Annotated in this window: 14 protein-coding genes; 5 read left to right on the forward strand and 9 right to left on the reverse strand. The window is 53.6% G+C overall.

The features are described from left to right. Positions 1-29: 29 nt before the first annotated feature. Positions 30-515 carry a putative metalloprotease CJM1_0395 family protein gene (locus F1E05_RS15745; protein WP_150050114.1) on the forward strand — a complete coding sequence of 162 codons (486 nt, stop codon included), beginning with the start codon at positions 30-32 and terminating at the stop codon, positions 513-515. Here the strand turns inward: F1E05_RS15745 and F1E05_RS15750 are convergent. Next, entirely contained in the window at positions 512-790 is a 279-nt protein-coding gene (locus F1E05_RS15750) for a PilZ domain-containing protein (protein WP_150050116.1), read from the reverse strand. The two genes, F1E05_RS15745 and F1E05_RS15750, sit on opposite strands and share 4 nt — an antisense overlap. A gap of 249 nt (positions 791-1,039) precedes the next feature. Between F1E05_RS15750 and mrcB the strand changes: the two genes are divergently transcribed. Continuing rightward, positions 1,040-3,364 (forward strand): penicillin-binding protein 1B, encoded by a 2,325-nt coding sequence (mrcB, locus tag F1E05_RS15755; protein ID WP_150050118.1) that lies wholly within the window; start codon positions 1,040-1,042, stop codon positions 3,362-3,364. Next, positions 3,361-3,978: an outer membrane lipoprotein chaperone LolA gene (gene lolA, locus F1E05_RS15760; protein WP_150050120.1), complete on the forward strand. Its 618-nt coding sequence runs from the start codon at positions 3,361-3,363 to the stop codon at positions 3,976-3,978. Before mrcB ends, lolA begins: the two co-directional genes overlap by 4 nt. A 187-nt stretch (positions 3,979-4,165) precedes the next feature. On the opposite strand, the gene F1E05_RS15765 is transcribed toward lolA, so the two are convergent. After that, positions 4,166-6,553: a fatty acid cis/trans isomerase gene (locus F1E05_RS15765; protein ID WP_150050122.1), complete on the reverse strand. Its 2,388-nt coding sequence runs from the start codon at positions 6,551-6,553 to the stop codon at positions 4,166-4,168. 319 nt (positions 6,554-6,872) lie between these two features. Then, positions 6,873-8,183 carry a TolB family protein gene (locus tag F1E05_RS15770; RefSeq protein WP_150050124.1) on the reverse strand — a complete coding sequence of 437 codons (1,311 nt, stop codon included), beginning with the start codon at positions 8,181-8,183 and terminating at the stop codon, positions 6,873-6,875. 405 nt (positions 8,184-8,588) lie between these two features. Between F1E05_RS15770 and F1E05_RS15775 the strand changes: the two genes are divergently transcribed. Both F1E05_RS15775 and F1E05_RS15780 read left to right on the forward strand, forming a co-directional pair. Next, positions 8,589-9,269 carry a TIGR00266 family protein gene (locus F1E05_RS15775; protein WP_150050126.1) on the forward strand — a complete coding sequence of 227 codons (681 nt, stop codon included), beginning with the start codon at positions 8,589-8,591 and terminating at the stop codon, positions 9,267-9,269. Positions 9,270-9,285: 16 nt separating this feature from the next. After that, positions 9,286-10,419 carry a M48 family metallopeptidase gene (locus tag F1E05_RS15780; RefSeq protein WP_150050128.1) on the forward strand — a complete coding sequence of 378 codons (1,134 nt, stop codon included), beginning with the start codon at positions 9,286-9,288 and terminating at the stop codon, positions 10,417-10,419. A gap of 59 nt (positions 10,420-10,478) precedes the next feature. Here F1E05_RS15780 and F1E05_RS15785 read toward each other — a convergent pair whose 3' ends face one another. The 6 genes from F1E05_RS15785 to F1E05_RS15810 form a co-directional block, all read right to left on the reverse strand. Then, positions 10,479-12,998: a DUF3570 domain-containing protein gene (locus F1E05_RS15785; RefSeq protein WP_232056678.1), complete on the reverse strand. Its 2,520-nt coding sequence runs from the start codon at positions 12,996-12,998 to the stop codon at positions 10,479-10,481. Further along, positions 12,985-13,164 (reverse strand): DUF4266 domain-containing protein, encoded by a 180-nt coding sequence (locus F1E05_RS15790; protein ID WP_150050130.1) that lies wholly within the window; start codon positions 13,162-13,164, stop codon positions 12,985-12,987. The genes F1E05_RS15785 and F1E05_RS15790 overlap by 14 nt, the downstream gene beginning before the upstream one ends. A 58-nt stretch (positions 13,165-13,222) precedes the next feature. Then, entirely contained in the window at positions 13,223-13,738 is a 516-nt protein-coding gene (locus F1E05_RS15795) for a TlpA family protein disulfide reductase (RefSeq protein ID WP_232056679.1), read from the reverse strand. Then, positions 13,735-14,190, reverse strand: coding sequence for a hypothetical protein (locus tag F1E05_RS15800; protein WP_150050132.1), 456 nt, complete (start codon positions 14,188-14,190; stop codon positions 13,735-13,737). The genes F1E05_RS15795 and F1E05_RS15800 overlap by 4 nt, the downstream gene beginning before the upstream one ends. Before the next feature lie 30 nt (positions 14,191-14,220). Then, positions 14,221-15,084 carry a hypothetical protein gene (locus tag F1E05_RS15805; RefSeq protein ID WP_150050134.1) on the reverse strand — a complete coding sequence of 288 codons (864 nt, stop codon included), beginning with the start codon at positions 15,082-15,084 and terminating at the stop codon, positions 14,221-14,223. Between the two features lie 177 nt (positions 15,085-15,261). Further along, positions 15,262-16,059, reverse strand: coding sequence for a hypothetical protein (locus F1E05_RS15810; RefSeq protein WP_150050136.1), 798 nt, complete (start codon positions 16,057-16,059; stop codon positions 15,262-15,264). Positions 16,060-16,257 lie beyond the last annotated feature (198 nt).

Genomic DNA, 16,257 nt, shown 5'->3' on the forward strand with positions numbered 1-16,257 from the left:
GTCACGGTATCGCCGATTCAGGGGCCAATATGCAGATTACATCGTCCACACAGGGCTATGCGTTAAATCGGGCTTATGCCTCGACCGGCCATGCTGTGCCGGTTAAAAACTCCGCTACCGGCAATACCGAACAAAACCAACAATCCGCACAACTCGACGGGCTAAAATCGCGCGACCGCGAGGTAAAAGCGCACGAGCAAGCGCACTTGTCGGCAGCCGGGGGCTTTGCGCTTAGCGCTGCTAAATTCACATACGTGGTTGGCCCGGACGGGCAACGTTATGCTACCGGCGGTGAAGTTAAAATTGACGTTTCTCCGGTAGAAGGCGATCCTGAAGCAACCTTGCGTAAAGCTGAAACCATACGCAGGGCGGCTTTGGCACCCGCCGAGCCCTCCTCCCAAGACTACGCCGTGGCAGCGAAGGCAGCGGCGATGGCGGCTAAAGCGGCTGCCGAATTAGCCAAAACCGCTATTGAGCCGGCTGGATTAGGCGGCACATTGGATGTCGTCGCCTAGTCGGTATCGGCAAACCTAACGCCGAAGCCGATAGCGTTTTCCAGCCTGACCACTTTGGCGATGCGCACCGGGGCCCCTTCGAATTCGGTGGTTTGCACTTCGATATTCTCGTCGATACGAGGCATATCTTGTTCAGCGCATAACAAGAACAGGCCGCTGTCCGACAAATCCCGCAAAGTGGCAAAAAAAGTTCGCCCTTGTTCTCCCGGCAGCGCGACTTTTATCTTGGCGCGGTGCGCTAAACGCTGGTGTTTACGTTGGTCCTGTGGGTTCACGTCCGAGTCTACCTGTTAAGAAGAAATTAATCCGATTGCCGCCATACTGGTCGCCGGGCAGAATGCTCAGTTTTAAGCTCGTCCTGCACTCGCACTTATCGTGTTGCCCCGGCCGGCAGCTGTTTGGCAAGCAGATTATAGTCAACGAATAAATCGCGGCTGCCGCCCCAATTGAGCAATAATACCGATTTTAACCGCAAGGCCGGGGAAATGCGTATGTCCTTCGGCCTACACCTCCTTATGTAACTAATGACGAATCGCCCAAGAACTCGAAAACGTAACTCGTCCAGGCGCAGAAGAAACCCACCGAAAACACCCTGGTTATTAAAAGCCGCAATTCCGCTCGTATTGGTAGGCGGCTTTTTCGCCGTAAGTTATATCGGTTATCTGGACTACACGGTGCGGGAACAATTTGAGGGCAAGCGTTGGTCCATTCCGGCCAGAGTCTATGCCAACCCGGTCGAACTTTACGCGGGCTTGTCTTATTCGCCCAAGGAGATGGAAGACTTGTTGCTGCGATTGCATTACCGGCAAGACCGGCAATTGGGCGGAGAAGGCGCTTATTACCTGGATGGTTCCGGCGTATATGTGAAAACGAGGGCGTTTAATTTCGGCGATAAACAACAAGAACAACGCAACCTTAAAATTAGTTTTTCCGGCCGTTCGGTAGCCGCTATCGTCGACGCGGCCAGCGGCGCTGACCTGCCGATTCTGCGGATGGAGCCCGAACAAATCGGCAGTTTTTATCCCAGCCGCAAGGAAGATCGGGTATTGATCAAGCTGGAAGAGGCGCCGGAAGCGTTATTGCAAGGACTGTTCTCCACCGAGGACAGGGATTTTTACCATCATTTCGGCGTATCGCCGCGCGGTATCTTGCGGGCCATGTGGGCTAACGTCAAAGCCGGCGGCATGGTGCAAGGCGGCAGCACCATCACGCAACAGCTGGTCAAAAACTTTTTTCTGACTTCCGAGCGCAGTTTGACCCGTAAGGTTAACGAAGCTTTGATGGCGCTGATTTTGGAGTATCACTACAGCAAGGACGAGATTTTGGAAGCCTATTTGAACGAGATTTTTCTCGGTCAAGACGGCAGTAGCGCCGTGCACGGTTTCGGCTTGGCCAGCGAATTTTATTTCGGACAATCGCTTAAGACCTTGAATTTACCGCAAGTCGCCACCTTGGTGGCATTGGTGCGCGGCCCGTCGTTTTACGATCCGCGTCGTAATCGGGAGCGGGCTATCGAGCGGCGGAATCTGGTGCTCGATGCCATGGCGGAACAAGGTTATATCAGCCATGAACAAGCGGTCGAGGCCAAAAAGCAAACCATGGAAGTCGTCACCATGAGCCACCGCGCGGCAAACCGCTATCCGGGCTTCATCGATTTGGTCAGAAGGCAGCTGAAAGTCGAATACAAAGAAGAGGACTTAACATCGGAAGGGCTACGCATCTTCACCACCCTGGATACTCGAGTCCAAGACGAATTGGAGCAAGTCCTGACGGAAAAGTTGAAAAAACTGGAACGCAGCCCCAAGTCCAATGATCTGGAAGGCGCGGCCGTTGTTACCCGCAGAGACAGCGGAGAAATCGTCGCCTTGGCCGGCGGGCGTGACGGCGGCGAGGCAGGTTTTAATCGGGCTTTAGATGCAGTGCGGCCTATTGGCTCATTGATCAAACCGATTGTGTATCTGACTGCGCTGGAATACCCGAAGCGCTATACCATCATCACGCCGATCAGCGATACCCGTTTGGACATTCCGGCGGAAAAAGGCAAATCCTGGTCGCCGGACAATTACGACAACCGCGAACACGGGGTGGTTGCGCTGCACACCGCATTAACCAACTCTTACAATATGGCCACGGTACGGATAGGCATGGATGTCGGTTTGGCAAAAATCGCCGCTAATTTGCGCAGCATGGGGGTTAGCCGGGATATCGAGGTGTTTCCGTCCATGTTGCTGGGCGCGGTGCCTTTATCGCCTATCGACGTCACCCAGGTCTACCAAACCTTGGCCGGAGACGGTTACTCCACGCCGCTACGAAGTATCAGAGCGGTGAATGCCGCGGACGGAAAGGCGCTGCAAAGCTATCCTTATACGGTACGGCAAGTGGTGGATCCGGCAGCAACCTACATTACCAATACTATTTTGCAGGACGTCATGCGTTACGGTACCGGCCGCTCGGCGTATAACTATATGTCCGGCGATATGAATCTGGCCGGTAAAACCGGAACCACCAACATGTTGCGCGACAGTTGGTTTGCCGGCTACAGCGGCGATTATTTATCCGTGGTTTGGGTCGGCCGCGACGACAACAAGCCCAGCGGTTTGACGGGCTCCAGCGGCGCGTTGCAGATTTGGGCGGAACTGATGCGACGCATCAGCCGCCAGCCGGTCACGTTGGTTGCACCGGACAATATACAAATGCGCTGGGTCGCCAACGGACTGTTGGCTGACGAACATTGTGCCGATGCCCGCTACCTGCCGTTTGTTTCCGGCTCGGAGCCCAGCGAATACGGCGAGTGCGGCGCACCGGCCGGCGACGATTCTTGGTTAAATCAGTTAAATCCATTTCTATGAAAAAAATAGCAGGTGTTGCTTTATTGATCACGTCTTGCGGTCCAGCCACGGCGGAGACCGCGCCCATCCAACAGTTGAAACAGGTTTTGCACAGCAGCGAGACCTTGTCGGCGGATTTTCGCCAAGTCAGTGTCAATAAATCCGGCCAAGCCGGACAAAGCAGTAGCGGCCGGTTTTATTTACAGAGGCCGGGTAAGTTTCGTTGGGATTATTTGAAGCCTTTTGTACAAGAGATCGTATCCAACTCCGGCAAAGTTTGGTTTTACGACGCGGATCTGGAACAAGTGACGGTGAAGCAATTGGACGACTCGGTAGGTTCTACCCCGGCTTTGTTATTAACCGGCCAAGTCGATTTGGACGAAAAGTTTGTGCTGGAAGATCAAGGTCAAGACGAGGAGATGAATTGGATCAAATTGTCGCCCAAGAACGAAGAAAGCGGTTTCAAATACATTCTGATCGGTTTGGAGCATGGACAAATCGGTGGCATGGAGCTGAGCGACAACTTCGGCCAGTTGACCCGCATCTATTTTTCCAACGTCAAGCTCAATCCGGTATTGAGCGATGAGTTGTTCAATTTCAAACCGCCGAAAAACGCCGATTTATTCGAAAATTAACCGGGACAATCGAGCCAACAAGCCGCCGTATTCAGCGCCGATGGCCGGCAGGCAATTCGAATCCAAGACCTATCTAGTCAATGCTCGACATTAACCAAGAGTAACGAGCGTTATGCGGAAACGGGGATTACCGAATGATGTCTCTAATCCGTAGCCTGCGTTGCCCGGTTTCGCTTGGCTAGCTCGTCTAGCGATTATCGTAGCGGTTTAAATCGAATAAGCCGGCCTCTAATCCGGCTTGCCGTTGGTAGCGCTGGTTGAACCAATCGAAATAGGCCCAAAAATGCGGATGAGTGCGCCTGATGGCGTAAGCCGCGTAAAACGCCTCGCGTTGCCGGTCGCTGTTACAGGCCGCCAAATCCGCGACGAACTTCGGCAAATCCCGTTGTGCCACATAGAAAAATACGTTGGGATAACTGCCTAGAAAGCCGGACACGACGGTTAATTTATCCCGCTTGGGATTGTGGCGCAGATCCTCGACGAATAAAGTCGACAAGTTTTTTAAGTCTCTATCCACCAACAAGGTGAATACGCTATCGTCCTGCCCCTCATCGTCGGCTTTGATACGCAAAAAAGCGGTCTCAGGCAGCGTTTGCAATGGCGTGCCGCTGATCGCCGTTAGTTGCCGTAACGGTTGTAAAACGCCAGGCGCAATGTCTTGCAGCCTATGAGTGCTGCAATCGGCGAACAAACAGCCGTTAATGGCGTCTCCGGCCCCCGCGGCCCGATCCAGTCGGCGGGCAACCTTGTGTAAAAATTCGGCTTGATGGCCTTGCGAACGGTATTTAACCCCGGATTCCTGCTGAATGCCGAATAAGGGTTGCGCCATTAATTTTGACATTTCCGGCAAAATTCCGGCGTACCATATCGCGTGGATGGCTTCGCGTTGCCGGGCCGGCATGAAGCGCAGGAAGTTGTTTTCCCCATCCATTCTCAAATAATCCATGTATTTGCGGGTAGCGAGTTGATGCCACAAGGTACCGTAGACGTCGAAGCCGGCCACCAACAAATAATGCAAGCGTTCCAACAAGGGATAATCGATTACCCAGGCCGTTTTCGGCACGCTGCCCACAAAACCTTTGACGACGGTGGCGCTGTCGAAATGGCGGAACACGGTCAGCGCCGCATTCCGGTTGCTGCGGTCGCCGTCCCAAATATCGGTTTCGTCCAATCCGCGCTGACGCGCTTGCAATACGGCCGCCACGAAATTTTCCTTATCCTGCAGATACTGCTGCGCCAGGGTATCGTAGTCGTACCAACCCAGGCTGCTGATGTTCTCGCCTTCGGCCGCCGGCAAGGACAAAATTTCGCTGTGGTTGGCCAAAAATTGCGAGCCGCGCCCGGAATAATCGAAATCGGGCGAGACGAACATCACCCAAAACCGGTCTTGAATCGCATTCAGGGCAATTTGACCGCGACACACGGGTCCTTTGATAAAGCCGGCAATGAAATAAGCGGCTTCGTCCAGTAAAAAACGGTAGCGCGCATCCACGGGGATGGCTGCATAGGTTAAAAACGGATTGGTGGCGCGTTTCTCCGCGTAACCCGGCAGCGCATCCACCGTATACGGGGCGTCGATAAACCAGCGGCGGATTTTTTCCAAGCGACTGTCGCTCAACGCGTACACAAAATGGGTTTTGTCGACGATGGTCTCGGTCACCGGCTTTAAGCGGTAGTAAACCCGCTCTACGCCGGGATTCTGATACGGCAAATCGGTGACGATTTCCTGCAACGCCTCGCCCGGTGCGGTTTTGGAACGCACCAGCGTAAAAAACCGGTTGGCTGCTGCCTGTTCAAAATATAAATGTCCCAAAAATAGATGTTCGTATAAGTAGCGCGCGGTCAACCGGTGCTTGAGCCCGGGTTGATTTAAAAAATCTTCCCATACCGCAATCAACCGTTGCGTTTGCGCATCCGGCTCCGGCCGACTTTCCATCTTTGCCCCTTGTTCGATCCAGGCATTGACGAGCCGGCGTTGTTGACCGCTCAAGCCGGGAAAACCGTACGGCATGCCCCAATCGGGATGTTGGGCGCGGAAGGCGTCGAACTCTTCCGGTTTGGGGCATTCCAAATCGCGGTCCAATTCGAACTTGAAACTATCCGGCAATTTGCCGGACACCGGAAACAACTGCTCGCGCTTGAGCGCCAGCATCGCCGCTAACAAATTCGGTTTATCCGGCGCTTGCGAGCCTACCGGCGCATCGTTTAATACCGGGAAAAATCCCAATTGCCGCCATTGTTCCGTAGTCTGCGCATCCATGAACAAACGCGTATGCACGGCCGGAGTTAAACGTTCGCCGTCGTAGACTTTGGCTTTACTGGCGCCTCGCGCCAAGCCTTCCGGGGCGGTCAGTTTCAGTTGACAAGGCGCGTCGTAACACGAATGGCAAACCACGCAGCGCTGCTCCAATATCGGCTTGATCTGCTGGTCGAACGATATAGGCCGGCCGGCAACGTCATGGGCACCCGGCTCCTCCGTTTCTATCCGATAGCTTTGTTCGAATTCGTTTCCGCACCGGCCTTGCTTGACGACAACAAGCAGCAACAGCGCAACCGCACATTGCATCATGCGCATAAACTCTCCGTTCCGGTCCCGGTAATGATTGCTCAAACAACGATTTACACGCGTTAGCCCCGCCAGCCTATTGTCAATGCGGCTGAAAAAAGAATCCGTGATCGGAAAACGCGTCGCCGGCAGACTCCCGGCCAATCCCCATGCGCTAGGCAGTTTATAGGAAAATGCGACGGGCCTGGAAGCGGCCTTCGCTAATTGGAGGACAGTAAGGTTCGGCGCCTAAGTGGATCAACCACCGACAGTCGAGACGAAATACCGGTGAACAGCGGTTAAAGAACTTTCCGGCAGATTGGCGGTACCCGGCTTTTGACCACACCTTTCATTTGTTCCTGAATCGAAACACGTCGGCACCCGCATTATCGTCGCCGAACGTTAAATTTTCCCCGGAAGACTCGAATACCAAAAACCGGCCGTTGCCGCTAATGGCCGGACTCCGGCTAACGCCGTCGGACTCCCACGCTTGAGCGTTCACCGACACTCTGGTCAGTTGCCCGGTTTTCCTATCTTTTAAAAAAACATCCGATTTGCCGTTTAAATCCTGTCCGACCAAATTATCCGCGCCGGACATAAAGCTCACGAACCGTCCATCGTTACTGATAGTCGCCGCCGAACTATCGCCGTCAGCTTCCACGCCGCCGCCGGCTAAGGAAACTCGCACCACTCTGCCGCTAGCCATATCTTTAACGAATACGTCTATGGCCGCATTGTCGTCGCCACCCACCAGATTCGTCGCGTGGGAATGAAAGGCAATATAGCGGCCGTTGGCACTGATGGCCGCCCCGAAACTATCGCCGTTCGCTTGTCCGCCGGAGCCGGAAACGGAAACCCGTTCTACTACGCCGGTCGCCAGGTTTTTACGAAAAATGTCGTAACTGCCGTTGCTGTCGCCCCCCACCAGATTGGTCGCCGCCGATTCGAACACCACGAAGTTGCCGTTGGCGCTAATGGCCGGATAATAACTTTCACCGTTTGCCTGACTACCGTCCGCGGCGCTGGAAACCTGCACAAGCTGCCCGGAAGCGATGCGTTTGACAAAGACCTGCGGATATCCGTTGCTTCCTCCGGCTACCAAATTGGTGGCGTAAGAAAAAAACGCCACTATTGCGCCGTCGGCGCTCAATTTCGGCTGGTAGCTGGCCTTGTTGCCCAACGTTCCGTCTTCGGCACAGGACACCAACAATAAACGACCGGTTTTCATGTCTTTGAAAAATACGTCGGCCTGCAAATTATCGTCTTGCACGGCGAAATTGCCGGCATTCGAATAAAACGCGACATAGCGCCCGGTAGCGCTGAGCGACGGGGCATAACTGGCCGCGTCGCCAAGTTCCCCGCTTTGGCTAATCGACGCTATTGTCACATTCCCGGATTTAAGATCTTTGACGAATACGTCCGAACTATTGTTGCTATCGCCATCGATTAGATCGCCGGCCAGCGATTCGAATGCCACCATCCGACCGGTGGCATTGACGGCCGCGTTCCGGCTGGTACCGTCACCGGGTATGCCGGCGTGATTGCCGGAGGCCAACTGCAAGGTTCCCGCTATCGCTACACCGGCAAATAGGCTAATCGACAAACAGACAAGTCCGCGGCAAAAGGTCGTCACACCTGATTTGTTATTTTTCGTTTTCATTTTTGCGCACTCTGAAAATACTGTTTCAACCGCGTGACAGGATTTCCTCTGCCACGCGGTTATTAACCGACAGATGCGCCGCATTTTTTGTGGTAAGGGTCTAAAACAACCCAACGTTAAGATTTTCTAGCCGAAAATTGCGAACTGGATAAGCTTTGCGGACGGATGATGAACGAGAAGCTTAGCGTGCGACTTTTCCGTGTCGTGTTTTACGAGAGCAGTGACCTAAAACGCCGCAGCTTCCGGTAGCTGGTGCGGGTGGCCGGCCGGTTTGTATGGTCCGCTAGGGTTTTAATCACATGTGTCCGATAACGCCGGCGCTAATCGGCCCATGTTTTTACTCAGGCTCAGAACAACAAAATCCGTTAGACTAACGGCTTGATGTCATCAATTTTGGAGTGATTTATGAAATTCGCTATAACCAATCCGGGTGCATTTTCGACTTTGTCGGTACATCTGGAACAAGGCGAAAGCATCAAGGCCGAATCAGGCGCCATGATCGCTATGAGCGAGACATTGGATGTCGATTCCAAAATGGAAAAGGGCCTGCTGGGCGGCTTGTCCCGCAAACTGCTCACCGGCGAATCACTGTTTTTCCAAACCATCACCGCATCGCGCGGCCCCGGCGAAGTGATGCTGGCGTCTGCATATCCCGGCGAAATTCAAGTTCTCGAATTGGACGGTTCGGAGGAATACTTGTTGCAAAAAGACGGTTTTTTAGCCGCCGAACATTCCGTCGACGTCGCCACCAAAGCACAAAATTTGACCAAGGGCTTGTTTTCCGGCGAAGGTTTCTTCGTGATGCGCATCAGCGGCCGCGGTAAACTGGCCATCAGCACCTACGGCGGCATCCAAAAACTATCCCTGGCGCCCGGCGAAACCCGCATCATCGATAACAGCCACATGGTGGCCTGGAGCGCCAACGCTAACTATAAAATCGAAAAAGCCTCTAAAGGCTGGATATCCAGCTTTACCAGCGGCGAGGGCTTGGTCTGCCGATTCCGCGGACCGGGCGACGTATATATCCAAACCCGCAATTCGCCGGGCTTTGGCTCGTGGATCAGGCAATTCATTCCGACCCGTTAACAGACAGACGAAAAACATGACTTCCGGCAGCGTTTACAACGGCCTGTATTACGCCGGGCGCGACAAATTTCAGGTGCAGTTTCGCGTGACCGGCCACGGAATTTTGGAGTTTGACGTCGCGGAGCGCGGCCGCTTGGAAATCCCGGTGCAAAAGACAACGCTGGATCTCATCGGCGATCCGGGCACGACTTTGCAAATGCGCTGGTCTACCGACGATCTTCGCCACGCGTTGTTGTGTAATCAGCCGGCGTTGCTCAATGAACTGTCGGCGTTAAATCTGCCTCGGGCCACATTGACCCAATTGGCCATCTTGCAAGCCAAGCAACGGAAAAGCCTAAAAGGCGAAACGCACCGGGTACCGGTCTATTTAAGCCTGATTGCGGCATTTTTTGTCGGCGGCTACTTCGCTCTGCAGTATTCGACCCCGTTGCTAGCCGACCTGATTCCCTACCAATGGGAACAAAAAATCGGCGCTTTCGCGCTGGAGAACTATCGGTTGGGAAAGAAAACCGTCGACGATCCGGCAGTAATCGATGCGGTCAACACTATCGTCAATCGGATCAATAACTTCGATGACGCCGACATCGAATATCAACCGGCGGTGGTCGATGCGGACATGATCAATGCCTTCGCCTTTCCGGGCGGTTATGTTGTGGTGACGACCGGCTTGATCGAAAACGCCGACAACCCCGAACAAGTCGCCGGCGTGCTGGCCCATGAATTGACTCATGTGATCGAGCGACACAGCATGCGCAAATTACTGCGGCACGCCGGGATGGGCGTATTGATCGGCATCGTGTTCGGCGACGTGTCCGCGCTATCGCAGCTGATCGAACTCAGCGCACAACTGGACAGCCTATCGTTCGACCGCGACCAGGAACGCAGCGCCGACGAAGGGGCGATTAAAATCATGAGCGCCGCCGGCTTGTCGCCCAAACATCTGGCGACTTTTTTCGAAAAACTACCAAAAGCCGATGCGCTTACCGGCAGCATTCCGCAACTGTTTCAAACCCATCCTTTGACAGACGATCGTATCGAACGCGTCGCGCAGGCTACCGAACCGGAGCAGTTATTCACATTCGCTATGGATTGGGATGAGGTGAAACGAAGAGTCAAACGGCCTGAGGCGGCCCGTGCTAGCGGAAAATAACCCGGATGCTGAACCTGCCGTCGCATCCACGGTTGGGTAGCCCCAGCCGCGAAAGCGAATCAGAATGCCAAGCCCCAGCTGGCGAACAAGGCACTTTCCCGCTCCAATTGGTAGCCGTTGTGATCGTCGGAAACCGGCTGCAACCATTCGAAGGCGAAATGGTTGCCGGCCAAATCGCCGCCGGGCACCGTGGCGTTCAAACCGAAGCCGACATCCCAGTAACGGCCGCCGTAGTTGGAAGCATGGTCTACCGGCGCATCGGTCGGATGTGCGGCGTTGAAGCCGCCGCGTATCGTGCCTTGCACGGTGTAGACGCCGCGCAGGGTAGCAGACAACCAATCCAACAACTGGTAGCCGCCCCAGACGCTGGATTGCATCATATCGCCCAGGGCATAACCGGCGCTGTTAGCGTCTTGCATACGCACGGTGCCGCCGACTTGCGCCCCCCAAGACCAAGCATCGCGTGAGCCGGTATAAGTCAGACTGGGCAGAAAATCCCAGGTACCGCTGCCCAATTGCATGCCGTAGTGAATGTATCCGGCCGAGCCGGCACTCGCGTTGTTGCCGTGATTATGCCCGCCCGGCACCAAGGCAATGCGATAATCTCCGGTCGGGGCACTAACCCCCAGCGTGGTATTGATCTGATGCTCGGCCGCATCGAACAATTTGAACATGGCGTACAGACCGGTATCGCCCACCCCGCCGGTCGCGTGTTTGAACAAATCGGTGCCGGCGCTAGCGGCATCGAATGGCCGTAACGCCATATTCATGTCCATGAATTGCGGCATGACCATCAAGTTCAGCCAATCGGTCGGCGCATACATGATGTTCAACATGTGCATATGCATATTCATGTAAGCCGGGACCGTCGCGCAGGTCTCGCCGCCGCAGGCGTTGGCCGCGATGGTTGAATCGCCGACCGTCCGGCTACCTTGCAGCATGCCGCCCGCCTGCCGGCCGTACATATAGCGGTAACCGACCATGAACTTGCCCTGCTGCATCATGTGGCCGAACATCACGCCGGCGGGAACGCTATCGTGATGCTGGTGAGCATGGTGATGGTGGGCGTGTTCGTCGTTACCGCGCAACGACACCGCTTCCAGATTGACTTTGAAACCGGCGTTGACCAAGTAATAATCGAAGTCGGCGTAACTATCCTCGCCACCGCCGCCCAGTTTCATGCCGCCGCCGTGCTTGTAATATTCGAACCCGGCGTCGAAAGTAATGCCTTTGGCAAAGGTTTTGCTGAACAACAAGCCGCCGCTCAACGCCCCGTATCCGGACAAACGGTGATCGCTGGAAAAATGACTGACGGGCAAGCGGCTAAAGTCGATGCCGCCGTTGGCCGTAGCCGGTTTGGCTTGGTTGAAGTAATAAACCGGCTGATAAAAGTCGGCCGCATCCTGAGTGTAATAACGCACTTTAGGCGTCACCGTCCAGCCGCCGCCTAAGGGCTGCTCCCAGGCAGCGGAAAAGGTATGCGCGGCGATAGCCCAATCGTCTTGAAAAAACCGGTAATCCAGATGCAGAGCGGCGTCCAGCGGCTGCACATATTGCACGTATTTTAAGTCCAGATTGAACTGGTTGCGTTCGGCAGGCCGGTTTTCCAAGGCACTGATGATTTCCGCAACGTAAACGTCGTCCGGGTACACTGTATGCGCTTGATTCGGGTCTTTAAACACGAAAGTCGAGGCTTTATACGGATTGGACAAGTAACCGCTGCTGCGGGTAAAGCCCAGATTAGCACTGAGTAAGGCATGTTTGTTCAAAACCTGGGTAACACCCAACGATCCGCTCCAATCTTCCCGATCACCCATTACCGCCGTACCGCTTTGCGCGCCAACCGCGCCATAATCGATGTAGCCCTGCGCGCTGACCATCTTCTGCGCATAGACGCTGCTGTCGGTATAACTGAGACCGGCGTTAAGGCTGGTCAGCTTCTGATTGAGGTCCCAGCGGCCGTTGGCGCCGATAAAGCTGGAGTCGTAATCGCGTTCGCTGGAAACCCCGCCGTTCAGGTTCAGCTCGGCTTCGTCCCAAACATAACCCAGGCGCACGTTACCTTGTTTGCGGGTTTCCGGCGACGCGGAAGTGAGCATGTGCATCATCTGCTTGTCGGCGGCGGAACTGCGGTACACCAGGTTGCCGTTGCTGTCGTAGCCTTCTTGCAGCGGGTTGAAGTTGGCATCTACCAGCGCATTGGAACCGGTATTGACGTGGGCGGACGCACCGGACAGGCCTTCTATCATCATGCCTGCCGGCACCGTGGTAATCGGCGTGGCGCCGGACCAGGTGTCCTGAATGTAATCGAAGCCCAATTTGATGCGGTCGGCCAGGCGGATAGTGCTGCTGCCGTTCAGACTGTCCACCCGAATCGGCTGGGCCTGATTACCGAATTGATATTGGTTGCGAAAGCCTTCCTGGTAATAGCTGTATTCGAACGCGGCTTCGTCGTTTTCGGCCTCGGCCTGAGCCGGCAGCAGCAAACCCGGCAATGCCAATGCCGCCAAGGTCAAGGCCTGTAGCGGCGATTTACGCGCTTCGCCGCCCACTGCGGCACCTGAATCAATAACAGCCACAACCGCCGCCGCCGGCCGAGCCGCTACCGGCCGCGGCTTCGCGCGAGCCGTAAACGTGTGCGTTGACGGCGTCCACCTCCGGATGCGGCTGCACCGCCATCTGCGGTTTTGCCAGCACGCCGCGCTCCCAGGGGGCCACCGGGCTACAAGCCACGAGTGCCTGCATCAGGAGCGCGGTCGATGCAATGCGTCGGCAACTAAACAACACGTTCAAGACCGTTCGCCTAGTGCTCGGCGATCAAGGTTTTCAGCAGCCCGCCTATCTCTTCGTTTTCGCCGCTGCGATAGCCCAGCCGCACATAGCGCACCTTGCCTTGACGATCGATCAAATAAGAGGACGGCATGGCTTTAACGTCGAACTGGCGGGCACATTGTTGCTCGGCATCGTAGGCGATCTGAAACTGGGCAGGCACTTGTTGTAAAAATTGTTCGGCGTCGGCGGCGTTTTCGTCCAGATTGACCGCCACCACCGCCAAATCGTCGCCGAATTCGCGTTGCAACTGATTAAAATAAGGAAAGGATTTGACACAAGGCCCGCACCATGAAGCCCAGAAGTCTACAAACAGCACCTTGCCGCGATAGCGTTCCAAGGGCAGCGAACTGCGGGTATCGAAAGCGGCCAACGCACAATTGGGTACCGGCTTATCGACTTCGATCGCCGAGGAGTCTGTGGAAACCCATATCATTCCGAACACTACAGCAATGGATAGCATTTTGCCCGGAAATGCTGAAACCTTCATTGATTTTGCCATGGCACATCGCTGATTTCTGTTCCTGTATGAACATCCGACGCAGTCAAACAGTGATATTCAAAGTGGTAACTTTGAATACCCGCTTTTGTTTTGTTAACCGCTAAAAAATAAAAGCCATTGCCTTTGCCGTCGATGTCATTTGCCACATCAACTGTGCGACTAGGAAGCTTGTCTTTAGAATTAGAGTCTGTCAGATTAATGATTGTTTCCGGAAACTCCGTAGCGACTTGCAAACTCAGAGGCGGTCCTTTTCTCTTAAGCGCTTTGACGGCGACTTCCAATTTTGCCGCATTACCGTTGCCGTTATTAGAACATTGAACGCGATAATAATCGGTAGCTGTCGCATCCGGCCCCAACAAACCATATTTGTCGTGGGCATTTAAAGGCAAACTGGTCGCCAGCAAAAGCATAGAAAAAAAACTACGTGACTCGGTTTTCATAACATCTCGGCGGTAAATGGTACTCACGGCTTACTGATCCTGCAGGGTTTCTAAACTCCCCGCAGTCGTGGCTTGCCCGCTGGAGTTCAAGCAACTGTATATGAAGGAATAGGACTTGCTATTGTCGTTGGCTTCACTGGTACCGGAATTATTGACGGAAATATAGTAATCCGTAGAGCCCCCGGCCGCTTGAGCGACGTTGATTTCCTGGCTGTATTCGTCGTCGCCGGTTAAATCGCTAACGTTCAATGCGGACGCCACACCCGACCCGCGATTGACCACTTGTCCGCTCAACACCGGCAGCGAAGCCACCCATTGATCTACAGGGATAGCAGAGGTATTGGTCAATTTCAGGTGCAGGCTTGCGGTCTCGCTGGGAGAAACCTTTTTATTCGATTTACAGCGAATGGCGATCTTGGCCTTTTTACTGTTTTTAATTTTTCGGACTTTCCCGCTTTTCAAACCCGCCGATTTGGTAGCGTCGCCGTTGCTATTGCTGCACTGGTATTCCACAGCGTAAGTCTGCGGCGTGGTCAGTACGTCGTTAGTACCCACGGTATCCAAGGTGATCAGATACTTACCGTTGCCTACAGCCAGCGTGGTTTCGTCGCTGTTTCCGGAGTTGGCAGTTAGATCGGCCAGACTCTCGCCGCCACTGGAAATTGCGGCGTTGACAACTTGAGGTGGAATTTCGGTACTGGAGTCCAGCGATTCGTCGCGCAGTTTGAAACTCACCGATGCGGTGTCTACAGCGCAGCTTAATTTAAAAAAATCGCTGCTCCCCACCGCGCTAGACAGCGATTTCGAGCCGGAATCGTCGGCAAAACTGTTCGAGGTTGCTATGGGAACCAGCGCACAGAGAAATAGGCTGGAAATTCGAGCGGTTTTTGTCATCAGGATACACATCTGTGAATGGCTAGCTATGCGGACTAGAAAGTGCGGCAAGCTATTATACGAAGCTAATTAACTGAGGTACATTCGTGTGACCAAATTGCTTAGAAGCGAGCACTTACGCTCGGTAATATGCACCATCCTTGGCGCTTAGCGTTTTCTCAAACTCTCGATTACGGATTAATTCCAAACTTTAGGAATAGCGAAATTTGCGTCTATGTAGCTGTCAGTCGGCCAAATTACAACAGTCTTCCCTGCAGGACAGGCCACGGAGTTGTCAACGGTGATCGTCGCTGGTTCCCCCCCGCGAGTAGTTGAGCTCGTACCATCAACTACTTCTGTATACTTGTCAGTAGTATTGGGCATCCATAAATTAACATGCCCCTTTTTAAATCCTTTGGTCTTACAAACATCGGCAATACTGACTTTAATTTGCAATTCCTTTGTGCAACCTTTAATGTCGGTACCGGAAGTATCCTGAATATTCAGCTTCTTCATGTGGAAAGGCACTAACCCGATAAAGCCCTGTTGAAACCGGCCTTTATAACTGTTAAACCCAATTGTGGTAGTCGCGTTATTTATTGAAATTTGTTTCAACGATTGTTTGGCAAAAATTTCATTACTGGAAACCGGTCGAAATTTGCCTGCTAACGATTCGCCAAGGATGTTTTCTACCGTGACATCAACAGGGGTATGCGTGGAGTCTTCGACGGTCGTAATATAGGCATCGCTACCACCAGTAGGGAAAAGCACACTTTGAGCGATCACGTTGATATAGTTACCCGTTTCGTTTCCATTTTTATCTACGGTCTCACAGCTGTGAGTAATGATGAGTTGATTGACTCCAGCTGCTACCTCTCCTGACGCATCCGCGTTGACCGTACCATTAAGTACACTGGTATGAGCATAAGCGTTGACGCTTAAACCAACCAACAACGCGCCGGCTCCCGCCAGTAAAGCTTTTTTCGGTTTAAACATGATTGTCCCCCCTAACGTGATGATCTGATTTGGTCGAATTACAAAGAGTCCGGTATACGTCGTCAAAACCGCCTGAGATTGCTTCCCGCAACCCTATCGGATCGACAGACCGATAATACCAGTCCGTAATTGCAAGCACAAACCAGACCACCTATATAACATATATAAATCAATAACTTAAAATAAACAAATTATTAA

The sequence above is a fragment of the Methylomonas rhizoryzae genome (genome assembly GCF_008632455.1).
Taxonomy (GTDB): Bacteria; Pseudomonadota; Gammaproteobacteria; order Methylococcales; family Methylomonadaceae; genus Methylomonas; species Methylomonas rhizoryzae.